Annotated in this window: 18 protein-coding genes, 3 tRNA genes and 2 pseudogenes; 13 read left to right on the top strand and 10 right to left on the bottom strand. The window is 67.3% G+C overall.

Annotated features, from left to right (window positions below; genetic code table 11):
- Nucleotides 1–17 precede the first annotated feature (17 nt).
- Nucleotides 18–90: transfer RNA gene (locus tag ABT061_RS03440), tRNA-Lys, on the top strand.
- A gap of 20 nt (nucleotides 91–110) precedes the next feature.
- Nucleotides 111–182 (top strand) — tRNA-Pro (locus tag ABT061_RS03435).
- Nucleotides 183–282: 100 nt separating this feature from the next.
- On the opposite strand, the gene ABT061_RS03430 is transcribed toward ABT061_RS03435, so the two are convergent.
- The 4 genes from ABT061_RS03430 to ABT061_RS03415 all read right to left on the bottom strand — a co-directional run bounded on the left by ABT061_RS03430 (nucleotide 283) and on the right by ABT061_RS03415 (nucleotide 2,785).
- A tRNA-Lys gene (locus ABT061_RS03430) sits at nucleotides 283–356 on the bottom strand.
- A 586-nt stretch (nucleotides 357–942) separates the two neighbouring features.
- The gene (locus ABT061_RS03425; RefSeq protein WP_350912182.1) at nucleotides 943–1,338 is read right to left on the bottom strand and encodes an OsmC family protein; all 396 of its coding nucleotides are present in this window, start codon (nucleotides 1,336–1,338) and stop codon (nucleotides 943–945) included.
- A gap of 60 nt (nucleotides 1,339–1,398) precedes the next feature.
- Nucleotides 1,399–1,683: a hypothetical protein gene (locus tag ABT061_RS03420; protein WP_350912180.1), complete on the bottom strand. Its 285-nt coding sequence runs from the start codon at nucleotides 1,681–1,683 to the stop codon at nucleotides 1,399–1,401.
- A gap of 61 nt (nucleotides 1,684–1,744) precedes the next feature.
- Entirely contained in the window at nucleotides 1,745–2,785 is a 1,041-nt protein-coding gene (locus ABT061_RS03415) for an NADP-dependent oxidoreductase (RefSeq protein WP_350912178.1), read from the bottom strand.
- Between the two features lie 750 nt (nucleotides 2,786–3,535).
- Between ABT061_RS03415 and ABT061_RS03410 the strand changes: the two genes are divergently transcribed.
- Nucleotides 3,536–3,916: a phage holin family protein gene (locus tag ABT061_RS03410; protein ID WP_350912176.1), complete on the top strand. Its 381-nt coding sequence runs from the start codon at nucleotides 3,536–3,538 to the stop codon at nucleotides 3,914–3,916.
- A gap of 4 nt (nucleotides 3,917–3,920) precedes the next feature.
- Nucleotides 3,921–5,327 (top strand): aromatic amino acid lyase, encoded by a 1,407-nt coding sequence (locus ABT061_RS03405; protein WP_350912174.1) that lies wholly within the window; start codon nucleotides 3,921–3,923, stop codon nucleotides 5,325–5,327.
- Nucleotides 5,328–5,338: 11 nt separating this feature from the next.
- Here the strand turns inward: ABT061_RS03405 and ABT061_RS03400 are convergent, their stop codons facing one another.
- Complete coding sequence (locus tag ABT061_RS03400) at nucleotides 5,339–6,292, bottom strand: LacI family DNA-binding transcriptional regulator (protein WP_350912172.1); 954 nt, start codon at nucleotides 6,290–6,292, stop codon at nucleotides 5,339–5,341.
- Between the two features lie 236 nt (nucleotides 6,293–6,528).
- Here ABT061_RS03400 and ABT061_RS03395 point away from each other — a divergent pair, with 236 nt between their 5' ends.
- The 4 genes from ABT061_RS03395 to ABT061_RS03380 all read left to right on the top strand — a co-directional run bounded on the left by ABT061_RS03395 (nucleotide 6,529) and on the right by ABT061_RS03380 (nucleotide 15,989).
- Nucleotides 6,529–7,449, top strand: coding sequence for an amidohydrolase family protein (locus ABT061_RS03395; protein ID WP_350912170.1), 921 nt, complete (start codon nucleotides 6,529–6,531; stop codon nucleotides 7,447–7,449).
- 115 nt (nucleotides 7,450–7,564) lie between these two features.
- A complete protein-coding gene (locus ABT061_RS03390) occupies nucleotides 7,565–8,083 on the top strand; it encodes a cysteine dioxygenase (RefSeq protein WP_350912168.1) in 519 nt (172 codons plus the stop codon).
- Nucleotides 8,084–8,691: 608 nt separating this feature from the next.
- Nucleotides 8,692–9,360, top strand: coding sequence for an alpha/beta fold hydrolase (locus ABT061_RS03385; protein ID WP_350912166.1), 669 nt, complete (start codon nucleotides 8,692–8,694; stop codon nucleotides 9,358–9,360).
- Nucleotides 9,361–9,785: 425 nt separating this feature from the next.
- Nucleotides 9,786–15,989 carry an RHS repeat-associated core domain-containing protein gene (locus tag ABT061_RS03380; protein ID WP_350912164.1) on the top strand — a complete coding sequence of 2,068 codons (6,204 nt, stop codon included), beginning with the start codon at nucleotides 9,786–9,788 and terminating at the stop codon, nucleotides 15,987–15,989.
- A 343-nt stretch (nucleotides 15,990–16,332) separates the two neighbouring features.
- On the opposite strand, the pseudogene ABT061_RS48330 reads toward ABT061_RS03380, so the two are convergent.
- Nucleotides 16,333–16,457: pseudogene (locus ABT061_RS48330) on the bottom strand (Tn3 family transposase); the annotation flags it as partial.
- Nucleotides 16,458–16,942: 485 nt separating this feature from the next.
- Between ABT061_RS48330 and ABT061_RS03370 the strand changes: the two are divergent.
- Nucleotides 16,943–17,290, top strand: a complete 348-nt coding sequence (locus ABT061_RS03370; protein ID WP_350912162.1) for a hypothetical protein — start codon at nucleotides 16,943–16,945, stop codon at nucleotides 17,288–17,290.
- 34 nt (nucleotides 17,291–17,324) lie between these two features.
- Here the strand turns inward: ABT061_RS03370 and ABT061_RS03365 are convergent.
- From ABT061_RS03365 to ABT061_RS03350, 4 genes and pseudogenes are all read right to left on the bottom strand, one after another.
- Nucleotides 17,325–17,588, bottom strand: a pseudogene (locus ABT061_RS03365) (transposase); the annotation flags it as partial.
- Nucleotides 17,589–17,704: 116 nt separating this feature from the next.
- Complete coding sequence (locus tag ABT061_RS03360) at nucleotides 17,705–18,517, bottom strand: phosphotransferase family protein (protein ID WP_350912160.1); 813 nt, start codon at nucleotides 18,515–18,517, stop codon at nucleotides 17,705–17,707.
- A gap of 250 nt (nucleotides 18,518–18,767) precedes the next feature.
- A complete protein-coding gene (locus ABT061_RS03355; protein ID WP_350912158.1) occupies nucleotides 18,768–19,310 on the bottom strand; it encodes a glycosyltransferase family 2 protein in 543 nt (180 codons plus the stop codon).
- Nucleotides 19,311–19,633: 323 nt separating this feature from the next.
- Nucleotides 19,634–20,731 carry a glycerophosphodiester phosphodiesterase gene (locus ABT061_RS03350; RefSeq protein ID WP_350912156.1) on the bottom strand — a complete coding sequence of 366 codons (1,098 nt, stop codon included), beginning with the start codon at nucleotides 20,729–20,731 and terminating at the stop codon, nucleotides 19,634–19,636.
- A gap of 183 nt (nucleotides 20,732–20,914) precedes the next feature.
- Here ABT061_RS03350 and ABT061_RS03345 point away from each other — a divergent pair, with 183 nt between their 5' ends.
- From ABT061_RS03345 to ABT061_RS03330, 4 genes are read left to right on the top strand one after another with little or no spacing between them, the layout of a single operon-like run.
- Nucleotides 20,915–21,805, top strand: a complete 891-nt coding sequence (locus ABT061_RS03345; protein WP_350912154.1) for an ABC transporter ATP-binding protein — start codon at nucleotides 20,915–20,917, stop codon at nucleotides 21,803–21,805.
- Nucleotides 21,802–22,524, top strand: coding sequence for an ABC transporter permease (locus ABT061_RS03340; protein WP_350912152.1), 723 nt, complete (start codon nucleotides 21,802–21,804; stop codon nucleotides 22,522–22,524). Before ABT061_RS03345 ends, ABT061_RS03340 begins: the two co-directional genes overlap by 4 nt.
- Nucleotides 22,521–23,660, top strand: a complete 1,140-nt coding sequence (locus ABT061_RS03335; protein ID WP_350912150.1) for a sensor histidine kinase — start codon at nucleotides 22,521–22,523, stop codon at nucleotides 23,658–23,660. Before ABT061_RS03340 ends, ABT061_RS03335 begins: the two co-directional genes overlap by 4 nt.
- Nucleotides 23,657–24,250, top strand: a complete 594-nt coding sequence (locus ABT061_RS03330) for a response regulator (RefSeq protein ID WP_350912148.1) — start codon at nucleotides 23,657–23,659, stop codon at nucleotides 24,248–24,250. The genes ABT061_RS03335 and ABT061_RS03330 overlap by 4 nt, the downstream gene beginning before the upstream one ends.
- Nucleotides 24,251–24,294: the final 44 nt, after the last annotated feature.

Genomic DNA, 24,294 nt, shown 5'->3' with positions numbered 1-24,294 from the left:
AGCACACTGGGGTGCGGCCCGCTGTAGTTCAGAGGTAGAACGCCTGGCTCTTCATCCAGGTGGGCGCCGGTTCGAGCCCGGCCGGCGGTGCCGTACACGATGGACATGGCCTCGCTGTAGCTCAGAGGTAGAGCGCCCGGCTCGGGACCGGGTGGACGCCGGTTCGAGCCCGGTCAGCGAGGCCCTCCAACGAACATTCCAGGTGGCCGGAGGGCTCGTCGTCAGATTGGCCGGCAAACGAAGAAGCCCAGGCCGACGATGCCGACCTGGGCTTCTTGCAAGTGCGCCGCCAGGGACTCGAACCCCGGACCCGCTGATTAAGAGTCAGCTGCTCTAACCAACTGAGCTAGCGGCGCTTGCGACGGGGGTAACTCTAGCAGCAGCTCCGGCGCGACCGCACCTCGGTTGACCGCCGCCCGGCTCCCCGCGAGAAGATCGGGGCCGGGCCGTTCTCGGCTGTCCGGTCCCGTACACAGACTCGGGGCCGGACAGTCCCTCAACCGTCCGGCCCCGATCTTCTCGCGGGCTTTGCCATCGTCTCCCTCAGGACTCCGGCGGCCGTCCTGCTCCGGAATAGACTCGGGGCCGGACAGTCCCCCAACTGTCCGACCCCGATCTCCTCGCGGGCTTTGCCATCGTCTCCCCCAAGACTCCGGCGGCTCCGCTCAGGAACGCGATCCCCCTCGCGTCCTTTTTCCGGTGAAAAGTCTCTGCAACGCTCCCCCCGGGCTTCGCAGACCCCTTGACCTGCAACAACACTACCTGGCTAAATGTAACGGGCGCGTCATCCAAAGGTTGATTTTGCGCCTACACCCAACCTTGACCCGGTATCACCGAAGCCTCCGTCAACCCCCGCCGGATACCCGAAAATCCGGCTTCCCGGAGGTAGATCGGCCTGCTTCGGACTCGGACCGGGAGCCGATCGGCCACCTCGGGCCTGGGTCAGGGGAGTTCGAGGCCGACCTCGGTCTCCTCCCGCAGTGCCCGGCTCACCGTGCAGTACTTCTCCTCGACGCGGTGGGCCACCGCGCGGAGCACCTCGGCGGCCTTCTCGTCGCCCTCGGGCAGCTCCACGTCGTAGCTGATGGTGATCGGCCCCAGCCTGCTCGCCTCGATCTTCTCCGCCTGAACGGTCATCGCCAGGCGGACCATGCGGTGGCCACGCTGGGCCGTCAGCGGCTCCACCGTGACGATGTTGCAGCCGCCGAGCGCCGCGAGCAGCAGTTCGACGGGGGTGAAAGTCCCCTGCTCGTCGCCACTGCCCATGGCGACCTCGGCTCCGCGGTCGTTGCGTGCCACGAACCCGTCCTCGGTCCGCTCCACCCTCACCTGCGCCATGACGCTCCTTTTCGGCCTTCCTCGATCTGCGGATCACCCTACAGAGGGAGGACGGCCGCCTCAGGCATCGGGATGTTTGGACAGGTATTCGATGTAGAACGGGCGCAGCGCGTCACCCAGCTCCCCGTGACCCGAGACCATGGCGTCACTGAGCAGGGCCGAGATCCGGCTGAGGTCGTTGGTCGTCTCCTCCCCGTGCCCCGATGACGCCTCCGCCGCCGGGATCAAGGAGAGCAACTCCCACAGAAAGCCGAGATCTCCGTGATGCACGGCGTAGTGGACCGCGCGATCATGCAGTTCCTGGGCCGATAGCGACTCAAGCTCATCCGTTTCCAACAGACCCACCCCCTCACGCCCCTTCTGCCCCGAGATTGTGACCATCATGCGCAATCGACGGTACGCGCAGTCAGCGCACCAGCCTGACCACCATTTTTCCGGTGCTGGCGCCGCGGAGCATGTCGATGAACGCCCGCGGGGCGTTCTCCAGGCCGTCGACGACGGTCTCCATCGAGACGAGCCTGCCCTCGCGGAGCCAGGCGCCCACCTCGGCGACCATGTCGGGCAGCCGCGCCTGGTGGTCGGAGACGATGAATCCCCGCAGGGTGAGCCGCTTCCCCACGGCCAGGAAGAGGTTGTTCGGGCCCGGTACCGGCTCGGTGGCGTTGTAGACCGAGATCGCGCCGCACATCGCGACCCTGCCGTACGTCCTCAGCTCGTCGATGGCCGCCTGCAGTTGGTCACCGCCGACGTTGTCGAAGTAGACGTCGATCCCGCCGGGGGCCGCCTCGGCGAGCTGCTCACCGATCCGGCCGTCGCGGTAGTTGAAGGCGGCGTCGAAGCCGAGATCGCGGATCAGGTACGCGATCTTCTCCGGCGACCCGGCGCTGCCCACCACGCGCGAGGCGCCCTTCAGCCGGGCGATCTGCCCGGCCAGGCTGCCCACGGACCCCGCCGCGCCGGACACGAACACCGCCTCGCCCTCCTTGAATCGCGCGATGTCGAGCAGGCCCACGTACGCGGTGAGGCCGGTCATGCCCAGTGCTCCGAGGTAGGCGGAGAGCGGGACGCCCGGGACCTCCTCGACCTTGCGGGCCTGCCCCGCGTCGAGCACGGCGTACTCGCGCCAGCCGTACCCGTGGGTGACGATGTCGCCGGGGGCGAGGTCCGGCGAGCGCGACACGACGACCTCGCCGACGGCCCCGCCGTCGAGGGGGGCGCCGATCCGGAAGGGCGGGGTGTAGGACTCGGCGTCGTTCATACGTCCCCGCATGTACGGGTCGACGCTCATGAAGAGGTTGCGGACGCCGATCTCCCCCTCCCCTGGAGGGGGCGACTCGACCTCGGCCAGCTCGAAGTTCTCCGGGACCGGCCAGCCCGAGGGCCGCGACGCCAGCCGGATCTCCCGCGACACCGTACGGCCGGCGGCACGCGCCGACGTCCCGTTCACGGCGGCGGTCCCGGCTGCGGCGGTCCTCCCGGCGCCGGTGCCACCCCCGGCTCCCGTCTCCGGCACGGTTCCGGGGCCGGGTCTGGGGCCCGGCTTGGGGACGGGGCCGGGCTTGGGAGCCGAACCTGGGCCGGCCCCGGGGCCAGGCTTGGGGCCCGGCTTGGGGACGGGGCCAGGTTTGGGAGCCGGGCCGGGGCCGGATCCGGGACCGGGCTTGGGGCCCGGCTTGGGGCCAGGGCCAGGCTTGGGAGCCGAACCTGGGCCGGCCCCGGGGCCCGGCTTGGGGACGGGGCCGGGTTTGGGAGCCGGGCCGGGTTTAGGGGCGGGACCGGGCCTCGGGCCCGGCTTGGGGACGGGCCGGCTTCCGGGTTCCGTCCCGCCTCCGGTGGACTGATCTCCTGATCGGCCGCTGGATGGTCGGTCGTCCGACATGATGAGGCCCCCCTCGGCGATTCGCGCTTCTCATCTGGGACTTTCCCATCCGGTAGCGGTCCTCCTCGCGAGGCGGCGACGCACCTGACAAGATCTCGCCACTTTCGTGACCGCATCTGGTCATGGATGCGAAACTTTGCACGGATGCCGGGACGCGGTCCGCCACCCCGGCCGCCATGATCGCCGTGCCCGTGGCGCTCGGTATCGATCGGATCAGCAGGCGCTCAGCCGACCAGCAAAGTGTCTAGTGTCCTTATATATCCACCTCGGGCTGCAGATCTGCCGCCCGCCCGACCATCCATGCGAGGATGCCCAAACGTGAAGATAATCATCAAAATACTGGTGGTGGCCGCCGCCCTGTGGGCGGCGACCCGGCTCGTGGACGGCATCACGGTGTCCGCGCAGACCCCCGTCAAGGAGATCGGCACGCTCCTCGCCGTCGCCCTGGTGTTCGGGGTCGTCAACACCGTTCTCAAGCCCATCATCAAGACGCTCGGCTGCGCCTTCTACATCCTCACGCTGGGCCTGTTCGCCCTGGTCGTCAACGCCGGACTGCTCCTGCTGACCAGCTGGATCGCCAAGGAGCTCAGCCTGCCCTTCCACGTGGAGGGCTTCTGGCCCGCGTTCTGGGGCGCGATCGTCATCGGCCTGGTCAGCTGGATCCTCGACCTGATCCTCGACGCGATCGTCGGCGACTGAGCCGATGGTCGTCCTCCTTGACGGCGCCCACCTGACCTGCGAGCAGGTCGATCGGGCGGCTCACGGCTCCGGGGTCGCGCTGGGCTCCACGGCCCGCGCGCGGGCGGCATGGCGGACGGCCGCCCTGCTCGAAGGGCCGGTGTACGGCCGGACCACCGGTGTGGGCGCCAACAAGGACGTGGAGACCGAGGCCGCCGGTCTCGACCTGCTCCGCAGCCACGCGGGCGGCGCGGGACCGCGGATCGAGGAGTTCCGTGCCCGCGCCACCCTCGTCGTCCGCCTCAACCAGCTGCTCGCCGGCGGCTCGGGGGTCGACCCCGCACTCCTGCCGGTACTCGCCGCCGCCGTCAACCGGGGCCTGACCCCGCCGATCCGCACCTACGGCGCCATCGGCACCGGCGACCTCACCGCCCTGGCCACCACCGCGCTCTGCCTGGTGGGCGAGCTTGCCTGGAGACCTCCCTCCAGGAGCGCACAGACCGAGGGCACACAGACCGGGCCCCCCGCCGGAACGCGGGCCGACGAGCCCGTACCCCGGTTCGCGCTCGCCGCCGGTGACGCGCTGCCGTTCATCAGCTCGGGTGCGGCGACCCTGGCGGACGCGGCACTGGCCTGCCATCGCCTGGAAGTCCTGCTGTCCGCCGCCACCGCGGTCGCGGCCCGCTCCTTCCTGGCCGTCGAGGCCTCGCTGGAACCGCTCTCCCCCGTCGTGCAGCGCGGCCCCGAGCAGACCTCGGTCGCGGCCGAGCTGCGCGACCTGGTCGGCGCCACCAGCCCGCGCCGCGTGCAGGACCCGTACGGCTACCGCGCCTTCCCACAGGTCCACGGGGCCGCACTCGACGCTCTTCACCACGCGGAGCGGACCGTCGCCGAGGAGATGAACGCGGCCCCGGAGAACCCGTTGATCGCCGACGGCCGGGCCTGGCACAACGGCAACTTCCACTCGGCACGGGTCGCGCTCGCCCTCGACGCCCTGCGGGCCGCGCTCGTGCAGACCGCGACGGTGAGCGCCGCCAGGCTCGCCACCCTGAACGACCCGGCCCACACGGGGCTGCTCCCCTTCCTCGCCGAGCGCCCCGGCGGCTCCGGGGTGATGATCCTCGAATACGTCGCGCACTCCGCCCTGGCCGAGCTGCGCCATCTGGCCGCCCCCGTCACCCTGGGCGGCGCCGTGCTCTCCCTGGGGACCGAGGACCACGCGAGCTTCACCCCGCAGGCGGCCCGCTCCGCGCTCGCCGCCGTCGAGCCGCTGGAGATCGTCCTGGCCTGCGAGCTGGTGGCCTCCGTACGGACCCTGCGCCTGCGTGGCATCCCCTGCGACCTGCCCCTCGATCCCGCGCTGGACGACCGCCCGCTGGACGCCGACCTCGACGTGGCACGCGGGCTCCTGCCCGGCCTCGCCGTTCGCTGACTCCCCGCCGGTCAGCCGACCGAGCCGCGCTCGTGGAGCTGGGGGGCCTGGACGATGCGGCGGCGGCGCGGGTTGCCGTCGGCGGCGGCCACCACCATCCGGACGGCGGCGCGGACGATGCCGTCGATGTCCCAGTCGACGGTGGTCAGGCCGGGGGTGAGCAGACCCGACATGGGGTGGTCGTCGTAGCCCATCACCGACACCTCCGACGGGATGACCAGCCCCCGTTCGGCCGAGGCCGCGTAGACGCCGTAGGCGATCGAGTCGGCGAAGCAGAAGAACGCCCGGTGCCCGGCGTCGAGCATCTCGCCGGCGACCCTGGTAGCGGATGCCGGCGACTGCGGGGCGGTGACCAGCTCGATGTCCAGATCCAGCCGCCCGGCCTCGGCCATGACGTGCACGTCGGCGGGCCTGTCGGGGGTGCTGGCCCTGGTCGAGGTGAGGACGGCCAGGCGCCGGTGCCCCCGCTCGCGCAGGTGTTCCAGGGCCAGGGTCACCCCGGCCCTGTTGTCGAAGACGACCTCGCCCGCGGCGCGCGCGCCGGCCAGCGCGTCACCGATCGACACCACCGGCAGCCCCTCGCACAGCTCGGCCCAGAGCGGTGCCGCGGGGTCGACCGGCTGCACGATCAGCGCGTCCACCCGCTGGTCGCGGAGCTGCCTGGCGAGCGTGTGCTCCCTGGCGGGATCGCCCGCGGCGTCCAGGATCAGGGCGTAGCGGTCGTTGTCCTTGAGCGCGCGGCCGATACCGACGGCCAGCGCCTGCTGCCAGAGATCCTCCAGCGAGCCGCAGAGCAGGCCGATCATGCCGGTTCTGCCGCTGGCCAGCGCGCGGGCGATGGGATCGGCCTCGTAGCCGAGCTCGGCCGCGGCCTGGCGCACCCGTTCGATGGTCTCCTCCGAGACCTGCATGCCGCGCAGCGCGTACGAGACGGCGGCGGGTGACAGGCCGGTGGCCTTCGCCACCTCACGTATGGTCGCTCGTTTCCGAGGCTGGGGCATCGGACCAGCCTATTCCTCAGGGCCTCTGGGAGCGCGCTCCAGGGCGGATCACATCTTTCCGGAGGTATTGACATAATAGTAGGTGAAACGGTTCACTGAAACGGTTCACTGAACCGTGTCACTGTTGGATGTACCATGGTGAGAGCGGTTACCTATATTGTAGGTAGGGAATACCTCGATAGGCCGGGAGGAGGACGGCTGTGACCGTCGACGTTCACCAGCATCTGTGGACGCCCGCCTTCGTCGACGCGCTCAGGCGCCGCACGGCCGCCCCCCGCCTCGACGGCTGGACCCTCCACACGGACGGCGAGCCCCCCTACGAGGTCAACCCCGCGGACCACGACCTCGCCGCGCGCCTCGCGTTGAACTCGGACCTCGCCCTCGCCCTGGTGTCACTGTCCAGCCCGCTCGGCATCGAATCGCTACCGCCCGAGGACGCCTGGCCGATCATCGACGCCTACCACGAGGACGCCCTCGCCCTGCCCGCGCCGTTCGGCGCCTGGGCGGCGACCTGCCTCAGCGAGATCGATCCGGACAGGCTCGCCAGAAGCCTCGACACCCGGCATGCGGGGCGGAGGTTCGCCGGGCTCCAGCTGCCCGCGACCGCCGTGCGCGACGCCGCGGGCCTGGCCAGGGTCGCCCCGCTGCTCGACGCGCTCACCGAGCGCGACCTGCCGCTCTTCGTGCACCCCGGCCCCGCCCCCGAGGCCGAGGAACCCGAGGGGGCCGGGGTGCCCGGCTGGTGGCCCGCCGTCGTGCCGTACGTGCAGCAGATGCACGCCGCCTGGTACGCCTTCGCCGCCTTCGGCCGGGCCCGCCACCCCCGCCTGCGGGTCTGCTTCTCACTGCTCGCCGGGCTGGCCCCGCTCCACTCCGAGCGCCTGGCCAACCGCGGCGGGGAGGGCCGGGGGCAGGTCGACCCCGGCATCTTCTTGGAGACCTCCTCCTACGGCCCGCGCGCCATCGACGCGATCATCCGCGAGCTCGGCGTCGACGTCGTGGTCAGCGGTTCCGACCAGCCCTATGCCGCCGCCCCGGACCCGGGACTCGGCGACGCCGCCTGGCACGCCATCGCGGTCACCAATCCCAACCGTCTACTGGATCGAAAGGAGTCGCGTTAGTGAACCAGTCCCAGGGCCGTGAGAGCTGTGCGCTCCCGGCGACGACGGCCCCGTACGGCGAGATCGCCAGGCGAGTGGACAGCCGCGGCTCCAAGCCGTCCGGCGGTGAGTCCTGATGAGCTACGAAGCCCTGCCCGCCCGCGTCCTCGACCGGCGCGAGCTGCTCGACCTGGTCAACGAGCTGGCCGCCGACCCCTCCCGGTGGGAGGACCAGGTCGAGTTCCCCGAGGAGGGGGGCCGCCACTACGCCTCCCTCTACCGTGACTCCCACGTCGACATCTGGCTGCTGTGCTGGCGGCCCGAGGACGACACCGGCTGGCACGACCACGACACCTCCTCCGGCGCGGTCCGGGTGGTGGCCGGGACGCTTCTGGAGTGCAACCCCCGGATCGGCGGCGAGCACCTGGAGACCGCGATCTCCCAGGGCGAGTCCTTCTCCTTCGGCCCCGACCACATCCACCGGCTGAACGGCGCGGTGCACGGCAGCGTCTCGATCCACGCCTACTCGCCGCCGCTCTGGCGCCTGGGCCAGTACTCGATCAGCGACAGCGGCGTGATGCGCCGCGTCTCGGTCAGCTACGCCGACGAGCTGCGCCCGCTGGACGACGTCGAGCAGATGGTCGAGGTCGCCTGAGAACGGATGGCTCGGGCGAAGATTCGGCAGGGAGAACGGCCTTGGACAGGTGCCGAACTTGATCAAAAAGATTTGATCAAGTTCGGCACCGAAAATCGAGGAGGCGGTGCTGCTCGCCGACCGGGTCGTGGTGCTCAACTCTCGGCTAGGCAGGGCCAGGGAGATCGACGCCCGACGAGTACCGCAGAGCACCTCATTTCACGCGGCCCCGCGGGGAGCCCTAGGAGTCCCGGGTGCCAAGCGGCATGAGAGTGTCAGCGGGCTGCGACATCGGACGTCAGTGACGGCGTCACGAGAGCGCCAGTGGTCGCGACACGGATATTTTCGAGCGATGCATCCTCTGATCGAGCCCTACGAGCACGGTCACCTCGACACCGGTAACGGCCACCTCGTCTACTGGGAGATGTGCGGCAACCCCGAGGGCAAGCCCGCCCTCGTCGTCCATGGCAGCCCCGGCGCGGGCTGCACTCCGAGCCGACGCTGCAGCTTCGACCCCGAGCGCCATCGCATCATCTTGTTCGACCAGTGCAACTGCGGCCGAAGCCTGCCCCACGCCAGTGCCCCGGCTGCTGATCTGACCGCCAACGCCACCCACCACCTGCGCCGACATGGAACGGCTGCGCGAGCATCTCGGTGTCGGCCGGTGGCTGCTCTACGGCAGGTCTTGGGGCTCCACGCTGATGCTCGCCTACACTGAAGCCCACCCAGCGCGGGTGTCAGGGATGGTCATCGTGGCCGTCACCATGACCCGCCGCTCCGAGATCGACTGGCTCTACCGCGGCGTCGGCCGCTTCTTCCCCAAGCAGTGGCAGCGCTTCCGCGAGTGCGTCCCCGCACCCGAGCGTGACGGCGACCTGCTGGCCGCCTACGCGCGGCTCATGTCCGACCCCGACACGGCCGTGCGGGCCAAGGCCGCTCACGACTGGACGGCATGGGATGACGCGGTGATCTCTTTGAAGGTCAACGGCAAGCCGAACGCCTACAGCGACCGCCCGCCCGCCGCTCTGCTCGCCTTCGCCCGTATCTGCGCCCACTACTTCTCCAACGCCGCCTGGCTGGAGGAAGGCGTCCTGCTGCGCGACGCGCACAAGCTGGCCGGCATCCCCGGCGTGCTCATCCACGACCGCTTCGACCTGGGCGCGCCGCTGGAGAACTCCTGGCAACTGGCTCAGGTCTGGCCTAACGCGCGGCTCGTCGTGGTGGACGACTCCGGGCACACCGGCAGCACCACCATGGCCAAGGCGATTTCCACCGCCTTGGACGGCTTCGCGAGCTAGGCCAAGCCCTCCATCTAGCGGCCAGCAGACCCGCCCGGTCAGCACATCACGCATAACTGAGCATCACTGACGCTCCCATGACGCATCCACTGACACTCTCGTATCGCTTGGCAGCATGGCTTATGAGCGTGCGTAAATCGCGTTGCCCGCTTTCTTGCCGATGAAAGCACCTTTTGATCACGGTGCACTGCGTCAGGCATTTTCGATTACAGCCCAGTTCGGGATGACCGTTTTCTTCTCGCGCTAAACCTCTACCCGATATGCACTTTTTGTGATGTTAATCACCCTAGTTGACTTCTGATCTTGCTTATACAGTTTGATCGTTTTGCTCCTCATTTCTGAATGGAGGTTGGGTGGACTCCCCCCTATCGGTCCGCTCTTCCACACCGGTACGCCGGCGTACATCACTCGAACGAGTCCTCATCATGGGGCTCACAACCGCTCTCCTGACCTCATCAGCACAGGTGGCCGAAGCATCAGCGACCTCGCCAACCCCGCAGCCGAAGTCGCCCCCAACCAAACAGGTAAGCGAGCGCCCGGATCGAGTGTCAGCGGCGCTGACAGCGCGATTGCAAAACAGTCGTGTCCTGATCACCGACGAGACGACGGAATCGACTCTCACCTACGCCAACCCGAACTCCACCTTCACCGCTGAAACCGTGAGCGGTATCGCCCGGGTCCAGCAGGGGGATAAATGGGTGCCGGTTGACACCACCCTGATCGAGGACAACGGCGTGCTCCGGCCACGCGCGGCCAAAGCGGAGCTGGAATTCTCCGCCGGCGGGCAAGACCGGCCGATGGCGAAGATGACCTACGACGACAAACAGTCGTTCACCCTGGGATGGCCCACCGAGCTGCCCAAGCCGACGATCAAGGGCAACGTCGCCACCTACCCCAATGCCGCAGGCCCCAACGCCGACCTTGTCGTCACCGCACTACCTACGGGATTCCGCCACGATGTGATCCTTCGCGAACGCCCGCCTGGCCCGGTGGAGTTCAAGATCCCGGTGAAGACCGACGGCCTGAAGCTCGCCATGACCGAGCAGGGTGGCCTGAAGTTCACCAACACCAAGGGCAAGATCGTCGCTTCCGCGCCCGAACCGTTCATGTACGACTCGCCTGCCGCCAACACCGCACAACCTGCGGGAACGGAACGCGAGCAAGCCGAGATCGACACCAGCATCGAAGTCCAGGACGGACAGCAGACGCTGCTGTTGAAGCCCGACGCGAAGTTCCTGGCCGATCCAGATACGCAGTACCCGGTCACGGTTGACCCTACGGTGACGCTCTCGGCCTATGGTGAGTGGACCGTCCGGTCACCAAACAGCGGACACGGCGGACTCGTGGTGGGCACCAATGACTGGTACCAGGCCAACACGCGCCTGTTCGAGCGCGCTGTATTGAACTTCAACACCACGTCCCTCGTCGGTCAGGTAATCACCGATGCGCGGATGGAGTTGCAGAGCGGCTACGAAAGCTGGGGCTGTTTCACCGGGCAGACCGTCAAGGTCCAGCGTGCCACCAGTTCCACTGGTTCTGGAGCGAACTGGCCTGGCCCGACGACAACGACCAGCGGCGAGCAACTAGGGCAGGAGCCCGCCTCCTGCGCCCAAGGCGTACCCGTTGGAACATGGACATGGCCGATGACGGAAATCGTTCAAGCGTGGGCCTCCGGAGCACCCAGGCATGGAGTGATGCTTCGGCTGGTCACCGAAGACCCCGTCTACGAGCGCAACTCCTACTCCCGCATGTTCTACAGCTCTTCCGACGGGGCGCAGTACGCCCCCAAGCTGGTCGTCACCTACGGGGCCACGCCGTCCACCCAAGGGGCGCGGACCACTCCGGTCGCCGTGGTGAATCAGAAGATCTACACCAACACCACCACGCCGACTCTGCGCGCCTGGGTGAACAACCCGCAAGGCGGCTTGCTTCGGGCTGATTACGTCGTCGAGCGCGACCCGGAGTCCGGCACCACCGGGCAACTGTGGTCGGGCAGCGTCTCAGGGATCCAGGCCGGCGCGGAAGCCAAGGTCGCCGTCCCAGCCAGCAAGATCCCTGACGGGACGAAGATCCGCTGGCGGGTACGTTCCTACAACGGCACCGACTACTCGGCCTGGTCACCATGGCAGGTACTCGAAGTGGACGCCACACCACCGCAAGCCCCCGCAAACTCCGATATTTGCTCTTTCGACGGTGGCTACTGGCTCACCCGCACCACAGGTGAGCAGCTTGTGGGATGCGATCTCTCCACTCCGAGCATGGACACGATCGAGTTCCTGTGGGGAATGGACGACCCGTCCACACCTAACGCGCAAACCGCCAGTGATATGACCTCTAAAAAGTTCGCCACCGTCTATGTCGACATCGCTGACCTCCCAGACGGCCGACACGCCTTCTACGCCAAAGCACGAGACAAGGCGCACAACACCTCAACGGCATTCGTTGCCAGCTTCGGCATCGGCCCGGGCGGGATGACCAGCCCTAAGGACAAGTCCCGCACGCAGCGATCGGTCTCCCTGATCGGTGCCGGACCTTCCACTCGCACCTCGATTCGGTATGAGTACCGCAAAGCCGGTTCAGGAGCCACCACATACTCGGCTGTGCCGCCGGCCGACGTGACCATCCCCGGCTCGGGGCAGCCGATCGCCTCATGGCCTCAGACCCGTACCGACACCTCCAAGGACTTCTCCGAACTGTCATGGGACCTGGCCAAGACCCTTGGTGATGCCAATATCGCCGATGGTGCGGTAGAGCTACGGGCATGCCTGTCCGGTGGGTCCGCCGCGGAAGCATGTTCAAAGCCGGTCACTGTCACCTTGGACCGCTCAGCGTTCGGTGGCTCCTACGCCACCGCCAAGATCGGTCCCGGTGAAGTCGCGTTGCAGACCGGCGACTTCTCCCTGAAGGCCTCTGATGCAAGCCTGTTCGGTGTCGAGGTCAGCCGCACTCTGACCACTCTTAATCCCGCGGCCAACCGGCAGGACGAGCAACTGGCGGAGAACAAGATCTTCGGCCCAGGGTGGCGTGCTGGATTCCCAGCGGCTCCATCCGGCATCGCGGAATTCGCGCCCACCAGCACAGCCGACTCCATGCAGCTTGTGGGATCCAGTGGAGAAACCCTGACCTACGTCCGTAACGGGGAAATCTTCTCCGGGATCGGTGACGCGGCCGACGGTTCAAAGATCACAGCAGGCGCCGAGGAACTAATCGTCAACGACGCCAGCGGGGCGAAGACCACCTACACCAAGTCGAACGGCAAATGGGTCATCGCCCGCGCTGAGGGACCCGCTACGGAGTCCGCAGTCACCTACTACCGTGATGGTCAGGGCCGAGTGACTCGCGTTCTGGCTCCAGCCCCTACCGGGGTGACGTGTGGTGCGACACTCGTGGCCGGCTGCCGTGCACTAGAAATTACCTACGCGGCGACAACTACCGCGACCGGCACCGGTTCCGGCTGGGGTGACTACAAGGACCTGGCCAAGAACGTCTCCTTCACCGCCTTCGATCCCGAGTCGAACGCGATGAAGACCACCGTACTCACCTCTTACCTCTACGACTCCACCGGTCACCTGCGCCAGGTCACCGACCCACGCACTGCTCTGACGGCGACCTACTACTACAACGCCGAGGGCCGTATCTCCCAGATCACCCCGCCGGGACTGGCGCCCTGGCGGATGGAGTACGACACCAGTGGTCGCCTGGCCCATGTCCAGCGCGAAGGCGGCGCTGTCGACCCCACATGGGCGGTTGCCTACGATGTGCCGATCGGCGGCACCGGCGCACCCATCGACCTGACCATGACGCAGACGGCGAAGTGGGGTCAGGCTGTGGACCTACCCACCATAGGCACGGCTGTGTTCCCTGCCTCGCATTTACCTGTACAAGGTAGCAGTGGCGCTTATCAGCCGACAGCGAGCGACTGGGAGCACAGCGAGATCAGCTACATGGATGTCAACGGCCGTCCGGTCAACGTCGCCAACTATGGGGCCGGAGCCTGGCAGGTCGGATCTAACCGCTATGACGACAAGGGCAATACCGTCTGGGAACTGTCGGCCAGCAACCGTGCTCAGGCACTGACGCCGACAGCCGACACCGACCCGTACGTGAGCGGCCGCAGCGACTCGGCCGAGCGGGCCAACCTGCTGGCGTTGGTGAACACCTACAACACCGACAGCGACCTTCTCACCAAGGAAGGTCCGGCCCATCAGGTGAAACTCGCCTCCGGTGCGTACGCGACCGTCCGAGAACACACCACTCTCACCTACGACGAAGGCAAGCCCCAATCGAACATCGGCTACCACCTGGTGACCACCGCCCAAAACGGGCCGGTCGTCCTGGACGGCACCGCCACCCCGGGTGCGGCCGACACCCGCACGGCCAAGGTCGGCTACGACCCGATTTCCAGCGGCGACAAATCCGGCTGGGACTTGCGGGGTGCGACCAGCTCCACTGCCATCGTTAATGGGCAGGCCGATCTGGTCCGCAAGACCCGCTACAACGCCAAAGGCCAGGTGATCGAAGAGCGCACGCCACAGAGCAACGGCGCGGACGCGGGCACCACGGTCACCACCTACTACACCGCCGACGGCTCCGGCCCTGCGGAATGCCGCAAACCCGAGTGGGCAGGCCTGGTCTGCCAGAGCGGGCCGAAGGCCCAGCCCTCCTCCGGCAAACCACTACCTATCTCACATGCCGTCGCCTACAACCACTTCGGCCTGCCGACCATCGGCACCGAAACCGCCGGAACAATCACCCGTACGGTGACCACCCGCTACGACGCCGCCGGACGATCCATCGGGCTCAAGACCACGGTGACCCCGGAGGCCGAAGGCGGCACCCCGGTGCCGGAGACCACCACCACCTATGATCCGGCCACCGGCCTGGTCACCGGCGTCACCACAGGCGCGGTATCGACCACTACCGCCTACGACGCTTTCGGTCGTGCGGTGTCCTACACCGACGCCGACGGTAACACCTCCACCGCCACCTACACCCTCGACGACAAGGTCGCCACCGCCACCGACGGTAAGGGCACCACCACCTACACCTACGACGGTACGGACTACCGGGGCCGCCAGGAGCGCCGGGGCCTGCTCACCAAGGTTGATACCCCCGGCGTCGGCGCCTTTCAGGGTGTCTACGGCGAAGACGGGCAACTCGTCCAGCAGGCTTACCCGAACTCGCTGGTCGCCGAGTATCGCTATGACAACGCCGGGCGGAACGTCGCCCTGACCTATGCCAAGGATCAGACGCGCTGGCTGGAGTTCACTAACACCCCGGGTACCAGCAATACCATCGCCCAGGCCACCAGCCCGCTCAGCCGGCAGGATTACACCTACGACACCGTTGGGCGCCTGACCAAGGTCGCCGACACCTACAACCAGCGATGCACCACCCGCGCCTACGCCTTCACCCCGAACACCAACCGCAGCCGTCTCGACACCTACGCCCCCGGCGCGAGCGGTGAATGCGCCACCACGGGCACCCCGGCCACCGTGTCCTACACCTATGACGAGGCCGATCGGCTCACCAGCCCCGGTTATGCCTATGATGCGTTTGGCCGCACCACCACCGTGCCCGCGGCGCACGCTTCCGGCGGTGGCGATCTAAGTGTCGGCTACCACGCCAATGACATGGTCGCCTCCATGCAGCAGGCCGGTATCAACCGTACTTTCACCCTCGATCCTGAAGGTCGCATCCGCAGCACGGTACAGACCGGCGGTACTCGTCCGGGCACCCTGGTCAACCACTACGACAGCAGTAGTGACGAACCCGTCTGGATCGCCGAGGCTGACGGGTCATGGAGCCGCAACCTCGAAGGCATTGCCGGAGGACTGGGCGCTATCCAGTACTCCACCGGTCAGGTCACTCTGCAACTGGCCAACCTGGATGGCGATGTCGTTGCCACCGCTGATGCCGGCACGCTCACCAGCGGAATAGGTGCCTATTTCGAGCAGACCGAATATGGTCTCCCTCGCACCGAAAACACTGTCAACCCTGTGCGGTACGGCTGGCTTGGCAGTCATCAGAGATCAGCCGATGCTCTCGCCGGGGTGATTCTGATGGGGGTTCGGCTGTACAACCCGATCACGGCACGCTTCCTGCAAGTCGATCCTGTCGTGCGAGGGTCGGCCAACGCGTACGAATATTGTTACGCAGATCCAATCAACTGCTCCGACATCAACGGCATGTTCGGCGTCTACTACGACTGGAAAACGGGCACATTCACTTTCGTCTTCTCCCCTGCGGAGGCGAAGTATGTAAAAGAAGTTGGATGGTTGGGTGCCATCGGCGCGGGAGCGGGCGCTGCTGGCTCCATGTGCGGTTGGGCCAAGGATAAAAGAGTTCAAGTCGCCTGTGGGGCAGTGGCAGCTGGCATAGGGGTAGCTATAGCAGGGATCATCAACGCATCTTACAAAGAAGGAAAAGTACTAGTTGTCCGGTGGACTCCAAATCTAGCGGGGGGTACATGGACCAGCTGGTGGCAAGATCCTCCCAAGGGGGGGAAGGTGACTCATCCTAAAGCTGTCTACATCGGACACCTAGATGGCGTGACAGTCGGCTCTCGACTGGTTAGAGTCGGCGGCGGTTCAAAACTAAATAACCTCCTAAAGAAGCGACGATCCTGATGGATTAAATCATTCCCGCCGTCGGCAAGCCATGACGCCGACGGCGGGAATTTAACTCTTCCTGCACATCGGTCGGAGGTGTTGTGGCCAGCGAGTCCATACCCAGTTATTTGAGACGAATGTTTTGGCTGGGAGTTTTCCAGCTATTCGTGGCGAATGTCGTTTATGCAATAATTATGATCGTTGCGAATGTGCGACTCGAGTGGAAGGATTTTCTGCACATCACCCTGGCTTATGCGGCGGCCTACACCTTGGCGGTCGCGCTTTCCGCCATACTGCGATATCGCAAATAATGTATGTGAGGTAGGAATTTCATTTTCTAGGGGGTAGCTGCATGACGCGGGGGCAGCAGGTCAAAGCCCAGCAGCCTGGTCATGCCAAACCCGATTTCGGACTGGCCATGGGAGTCGACGCAGTGCCCTCAACCTTCACGGGGGTGCCGGACCGCGCATCCTCGACCATGGCGTTACCAGCTACGCCGCGCCGCCCTCACCCACGCCGCCGAAGACGGCGTCAACACCTCAACTCTGCTCGCCTACTCTGGCCACACCTCCGTGGCCTTCCTCGCCCGCTATGCTCGCGTCTCCCCCGAGGCGCTGATCAACTGGAAAGAAGGACGTGATCCAGCCAGCAGGCGACGCGAGCCATAACTGAACGCCGTCGCACACTACCCCTGGTGGCCGACAGCGTGATCAGCGGACCACCCTAGCCGCTCGCGTCGGTTGTGGGTCAGTAGTCGAGGGCGCGGTCGATGAGGTCGGCGACCTCGGTGGCCGAGGCGCGGAAGTAGCGGGCGGTGGTTTCGATGGAGGCGTGTCCGAGCAGGGCTTGGATCTGTGCGTGGTCGGCGTCGGCTTCGCGCAGCCGGGCCCTCTCTGTCAGACTCTCGTGAGACCTGGGGACGAAGTAGTCTTCTGTGACTCAAGCAGGGCGAGAACAGGATTTTTCAGACAGTGACCTTGACTGTGGCCGACCTTCGTGGGGATCTCGCCGATGATGGTGAGGTGGGCAAGGGTGACAGGCCTCGATCGGATCGGCCGAAGCGGCGCTCGTTCACGCCGGAGTACAAGCTGGCGATGGTCGAGGCCTACGACGCGGCGACCGAACCGGGGGCTAAAGGTGCGCTGCTGCGCAGCGAAGGGCTGTACCACTCGCACATCATCGAGTGGCGCAAGGCTTGTGATGCGGGGGCGCTGAAAGCCCTGGCCGCCAAACCGTCCGGGCCGAAGACACGCAAGAGCGAGGCGGAGAAGGAGCCTCGGCGGACATTAAGGATCCTGCACAGCCGCGCGATGCCGTAGCCGACGTGTGCGGAGATGAACCTGAAGCGGCTGGTCAACGATCCATCTCCTTCGCAAAATAGGCCGCTGCCTTGCGGAGGATCTCTTTCTCGACCTCCAGCTCGGCGACCCGCTTGCGCAGCCGGGCGAGCTCGTCGCGCTCGGCCTTGGCCAGGCCGTCGCCCATGTCACTGCCCTGGGTCTCGGCCTCGCGCACCCAGGTGCGCAACGTCTCGCGGTTCATCCCGAGTTCCCGTGCCACATCAGCGCAGCCCGTCGTACGGACCCTCACCGCGTCCTGCTTGAACTCCTCGCCGAACTTCGACGGTCGTGCCCCCGAAGGCTCCCTCTATGGAACAAGATCCATTGCCAGGGGTGTCCACACCTCGGAGGGATCTCGGAGGTCAGGCCTGCTCAATAACCTGCGGGGACCTGTCAGCTCAGCAAGCCGAGAAGCCGTTTTGCCTGACGCTCCAGGGTGCCGCACGGGTTACGCGCGGAGAAAAGACTGCCGGGACCCAGCATGCACATCCATGAGAAAGCGAACAGGCGTCGAAAGGCCAGCACCCGAGCCGCCTCGGCGGCGGTCAGATCGAGGTGTGCCAGCAGCGCGGGACCGTCGAACGTACCGTCAACCTGCGAGATGTGCTCGATGACCTCCGCCAGTTCGAAGGCACGGTCGCTGCGTCCGGAGTCCTCCCAGTCGATCAGCCGGACACGTTTGTCGTCCCACAGGTAGTTGGTCAGATTACTGTCGGAGAGCCCGAACACAGGGGTCACCTCCACTGCCAGCTGATCCAGTTGGGAACCGGCGAGCCACTTCGAGCCGGCGGCGAACGCCTCGACTACCACCGGATCATCACCGAGATCGGGGGCTGCTGCTTGGAGTCTCTGGGCCTTGGCGACGGCCACGGACGGATTCCATGCGGAAGGCGCCAAGTCAGCCAGCACCCGCATGGGAACCGCTCGGTGCAGAGTCGTGATCGCCTCGGCCATCGCTTCGATCTGCTCGGACGTGACAACCAGTCCGCGGAGCGAGACACCGTCCAGGCGCGACATCACCACCACGGGAGGCTCTGCCTCCAGACGGGCCTCCAGCGGCAGTGGAGCCAGGTCAGGCGCATACTCCGCGAGCAAGGTCAGCGCACGCCACTCCTGCTTGTGCTCACCGCGGCTCCACGACTCGAAGGTTTTGATCACCCGGTCAGGATGCATTTCGATGCCGTGAGTGCTCGACTGACCAGTCACCCGTTCCTCCTGCCGTCCTGGCTCTTGCCTGAACCCGAGCACAGGATCCCGGCCCAGATGGTCCCCGAGGCTACCTCGGTACGGGAGCCGCATAAGAGTGGATCAATAGCTCACGGTTCGTACAGGGGACAAAGAAGAGACGCTCCGTGAGCGGCATAAGCGGGCCTTACGGGTCCGTTCGCAGAGCTTGCCGGATACGCCGTTGACACCGGTATCGGCCGACCGTCTTTGCCGCCTCGGTCGGAACTCCTCAAATCAGTGGCGGACGTCCCAAGCGTGCCATGCGCCAGACCGTGCTCCACCGCATTGGGCGGCGATTTCCACACGATGTGGTGCACCCTTCGATGAACCCGTTGCCCCACGCTCGGAGCCCGGCCAAAGGAGGTCTGCGGACGACGGTAATCACGGTCCAAGTGGCAAGGTAGATCGGTATCAGAGCTGCGGGCAGGTGGCGTCTGGCCAGCCAGACGCGGTTGCGGGCGACCATACGGAAGTACACGGCATGGCGTGTCGGAGAGGTCCGATGGTGCTGCAACACCAACTCGGGGCGGTATTCGATGCGCCAGCCCGCGTCCAGCGCCCGCCACGCCACGTCGGTTTCCTCGTGCGCGTAGAAGAACGACTCCGGCCAGGTACCGATATCGTCCACCACCGCCATGCGGATGGCGTTGCCGCCGCCGAGGAACGTGGTGACCTCCGAGGCGCGCAGCGGTTGACCGGTACGGAGCCGGGGAACGTGGCGGCGCTGCGTATAGCCGGTCTCATCCGCAATGCGGAAACTGACGATGCCCAAGTCGGAGCTGTGAGCGAACAGGCGGCGAATCGTGTCGGCGGTGTCGGAACGCGGCAGGAGCCCGTCGTCCTTATTGTCACGTAGCGCGAATGCCGGAGCTTCCTTCGTGTGGGCGCGGGGCGACCAGCAGCAGGTCGCATAGGTCTTCTCTGGTTCTATGTCATCCTGCTGGCGCCACGCCCACTAACTGGAGAAACTCGTACACCACCTCCGTGAACGCAACCCACTGCAAAAAGCACAGGGGCCTCGCCGTCGCGAAACCCCCGTGTGACGGCGGCGGTCCGACGGCTCTCGGAGCCCGGACGGCCACCGAACCCAGCAGGTCAGAACACCCGCGCCCGCACCGCCCTGGCCATGCCCGGGTCGTCGGCGAAGACGCCGTCCAGGCCGAGCCGGTAGAGCCTCTCCAGCCAGCCCATCACGTCGCCGGTGGCCCGGGGGAAGGCCGGGCTGGCCGGGTCGCCCAGCCGGAAGTCCAGCGGAAGGTGTGAGTTCTCGTTCCTGATGGTCCAGGCGTGGACCATCAGTCCCGCCTCGTGGGCGTCCCGGATGAACGTGGTGGGCGGCAGCAGGCGGCCGTCGGGTCCCGCCGGCACGATCCGCCGGGTGTCGACGCCGACGCCGTCCGCGTAACCGGCCACCTCACGCAGCCCCGCGGGGGTGACCATGGCGTCGTAGGTGCGCGGGTCTCCGGCCGCGATCCAGTCCTGCGGGGCGCCGCCGGCGGTGATCAGCTGGATCAGCGGCAGCTCCGTCATCTTGCTCAGTTCGCGCAGGTTGGCGGTCTCGAAGGACTGGATGAAGACCGGGGCGCCGCTCCCGCTCCAGCCGTGCCTGCCGAGCACCTCCAGCAGCGGCTCCTCCAGGGAGAGACCGATGGAGTCGAAGTAGCTCGGGCTCTTGGTCTCCGGGTAGACCCCGACCCCGTGCCGCCGTGCCAGCTCGACCACCTCGTCGAAGGTGGGGATCTCCGCGAGGCCGTTGAAGACGGTGTTCCCCGGGCGCAGGTCGGGGATGCGCTCCTCGGCCCTGAGGGTCTTCAGCTCGGCGAGCGTGAAGTCCTCGGTGAACCAGCCGGTGATGGACCTGCCGTTGACGGTCTTGGTGGTCCGGCGGTCCGCGAACTCGGGATGGTTCTCGACGTCCGTGGTGGCGCCGATCTCGTTCTCGTGCCTGGCGACCAGCACGTGGTCCTTGGTCGCGACCAGGTCGGGCTCGATGTAGTCGGCGCCGAGCGCGATGGCGGCCTCGTAGGAGAGCAGGGTGTGCTCGGGCCGGTGCGCACTGGCGCCCCGGTGGCCGATGACGATGGGTTCGCGGACACGGGGTTCGGCGATCGCGGGTTCGGATTGTGGCAACACGAAGGCGACGGTACCGGTCACGAGGGCCGCCGACACCGCGACCTGGAGCCTACGGATCATGTTCAGGACCGTAGGAGGCCCGGATGACCACCGGAACAACGATTCGCAAAGGAAGTCAGCCACAAGGGCAGCGAGTCACAAAGACAACGGCCTGGTCCCTGCCGTGGGCTGACATGTGTCACATCGTTCGCGCTGACCTATGGCACTTCAGCCGGTTCCGTGTCGTCGGTCAGGGTGGTGGCCATGCGAACAGCAGTGGAACTCAAGGCCGTGAGCAAGCATTACAGCGACACCGTCGCGCTCGACGACGTAGATCTGCGTGTCGGGGAAGGGGAGACGGTCGCCGTTCTCGGGCCGAACGGCGCAGGCAAGACCACGTTGTTGTCGATCGCCCTCGGGCTCCTCGGTCCCAGTTCCGGAGCTGCCAGGGTCTTCGGCCGAACACCCGTGGAAGCGCTGCACGCCGGCGAGGTCGGCGTGCTCCTGCAGGACTCCGGGCTGCTGGAGGACGTGCGGGTGGAGGAGCTGGTCGCGGCAGTCGCGGGAATGTACCCTCACCCGCATCCCGTCAAGGCGGCGATGCGAGCCGTGGACGTGGCCGAACTCGCCACCCGGCGCATCGGCCGGCTGTCCGGCGGCCAGCAGCAGCGCGTGCGGTTCGCTCTGGCGCTGGTCGGAGACCCGAAGCTGCTCGTGCTCGACGAGCCCACCGTGGGGCTGGACATCGAGAGCCGCCGCGCCCTGTGGCAGGAGGTACGCGCTCGCACGGCCGAGGGCCGCACGGTGGTCTTCGCCACCCACTACCTCGCCGAGGCCGACGACTACGCCGACCGGGTCGTCCTGCTCGCCGGCGGAAAGATCGTCGCCGATGGGCCGGTGAGCACCATCAAATCCCTGGTCGGCGGCATGGAGGTGCGTTTCGTCTTCGACGGCGCCGATGCGAGCGGGCTCGAAACGCTGCCGGGCGTGCGCCAGGTGCGGATCGAGGGGCGTGCCGTCACACTGCACACGGATGACTCCGACGCCACGCTTCGCGCCCTGTTCGCGACGTTCGACGACTTCAGGAATGTACGCACCATGAGCACCGATTTGGAGAACGCCGTCGTCAGCCTGACGGGAGGAGCGGGACGATGAGGTCGTATCTGAGACTCGAGATACGGCGCGCTTTCCGCAACCCGGCCGGGATGATCCTGCTGACCGGCTTCCCGCTGGCGCTATACCTGCTGTGGACCAAGGTGCTCACCGTGGTGCCGCAGGAACAGCGCGCGGACTTCGCCGCGTTCTCCATGGTCTCCATGGCCACGTACGGTGCGATGGGGGGCGCGTTGTTCATCGGGGGCGCCATCGCGCTGGAGCGGGGCAAGGGCTGGTCGCGGCAGCTCGCGGTGACGCCGCTGCCGCCGCACGGCTACGTGGTGGCCAAGTTGGTCAGCGGGATGACGGGAGTGCTGCCGAGCATCTTCGTCGTGCTGGCCGCCGGCGCGGTGCTGGGCGGGGTGCGCCTGTCCCTGTGGACCTGGCCGACGCTGGTGGTGTTGATCTGGCTGGGCGTCATGCCCTTCGCCGCGCTGGGCATCGCGTTCGGCTACACACTCCGAGGGCAGGCGGCGAACCTGGCCATGATGGGCGTCTACTTCGGGCTGTCCGTCCTGGGCGGCCTCTGGCTGCCGGTGCAAGCCATGCCCGCGGGCCTGCGTGCGCTGGCCGAGTACAGTCCCGCTTATCAGGCCGGATCACTCGGCTGGCGGATGCTGGACGGGCGGTGGCCGACCGGGACCGGGGTGGGTGTGTTGGTGGCCTGGACCCTGTTGTTCGCCGCGCTGGGCATGTGGCGTTACCGTCGGGCTTTGTGACGGTGAGGACGACGCTGCCGGAGCTTGAGCACGGCCGGGCCCGCACCACGGCCCGGGCCTGGTCCGCCGCGTGGCTGCTGATCCTGTGCTGGCCGCTCTGGTCGCTACTCGACGCGGAACCGGGGATCCCAAGAGTGGCATGGGCGTTCGGGGGCGCGGCGCTGTTGGCCGGCTGCTGGCTGATGATCACGTGGCGGATGTTCAGCAGCCGGGGAGACACCCCGCGGCCGTGGGCTCTGGCCGGGTTGCTCGGCGCGACACTGGCCCTGCTCCCCGTCTTGGGGCGACCGTGGGCGTACGTCTGCTTCGTGTTGGTCGTCTCCGCTCTCGCGGCCTCGTTGCGGCCGGTCGTGTTCGCTGCGGCGGTGGTGGTGACAGCGGTCGTGGACGTGATCGCCCTGTGGGTCCTGGGAGCGCCGTTCGCCGGGATCTGGTGGGTGCCGCTCGTCATCGCGGTGCAGGCGGCGGTGGTGCAGAGCCTGAAACAGATGGGGGTGCTGGTGGCGCGGCTGGAGGCGGCCCGCGCCGAAGTCGCGCAGATGGCCATCGAGAACGAGCGGCTGCGGTTCGCCCGGGACCTGCATGACATTCTCGGCCACACACTCGCGTCGATCATCATCAAGAGCCAGCTTGCGGCGCGGCTGGCCCGTACCGACCCGGACCGCGCCGCCCGCGAGATGGCCGACGTGGAGCACGCCACCCGCCAGGCCCTCGACGAGGTACGGCAGGCGGTCACCGGCTACCGTACCCCCGCCTTGTCGGAGGAGCTCGACAAGGCCGCCCGCGGTCTGCGGGCCGCCGGGATCGAGCTGGAGGTCTCCCCCGCCGAGGGGCCCATTCCCGCCTCCGCCGAGATCCTGCTGGCCTGGGCCGTACGAGAGGCGGTGACCAACGTGCTACGCCACAGCCGGGCCGGGCATTGCCGGATCGACCTGAGCGTGGACGACACGGCCGCGAGCCTGGAGGTCCGTGACGACGGCACTCCGCCGGGCGACGGGTCCGGCGCGGGGCGGGCGGGGCACGGGCTCACCGGGCTGGCCGAGCGGGTCGCGGAGGCCGGTGGACGGCTGGAGACAGGGTCGTTGCCCGGCAGGGGATACCGGCTGTGCGTGCGCGTCCCGCTGGAGGAGTCATGATCCGCGTGCTGATCGCCGACGACCAGGACCTGGTCAGGGGTGGCCTGGCGGCGCTCCTCGCTCTCGAGGACGGCATCGAGGTGGTGGCCGAGGTCGGGCGCGGAGACCTGGTGGAATCCGCGGTGGCGGAGCACGACCCCGACGTGGTCCTGCTCGACATCGAGATGCCTGGACTATCGGGCCTGGACGTCGCCGAGCGCCTCCGCGGCCACCGGGTGATCATCGTGACCACGTTCGGCAGGCCCGGCTACCTCAGCAGGGCCCTGAAGGCCGGTGTGGCTGGTTTCGTGGTGAAAGACGCCCCGGTCACCGAACTGACGGCTGCCATTCGCCGGGTGATCACCGGCGAACGGGTGATCGACCCGAGGCTGGCGGTGAGCGCTCTGACCATGGGCACCAGCCCGCTTACCCAGCGAGAAGCCGAGGTGCTGCGCGCGGCCGCCGACGGCAGCACCGTGGCGGACATCGCCCGCAGGCTGTTCCTCACTGAGGGAACCGTCCGCAACTACCTGTCCTCCGCCATCGGCAAAACCGGGGCCCGCAACCGCGTCGAGGCCGCTCGCGTGGCCGAGTCCCGCGGCTGGCTCTGACCCGGCCGCACTGATCATTCTGCGCCGAGAGCCGATGTCCTGAG

This window comes from Streptosporangium sp. NPDC002544 (assembly GCF_040295965.1).
Taxonomy (GTDB): domain Bacteria; phylum Actinomycetota; class Actinomycetes; order Streptosporangiales; family Streptosporangiaceae; genus Streptosporangium.
This window is presented reverse-complemented; position numbering and strand designations above follow the sequence as displayed.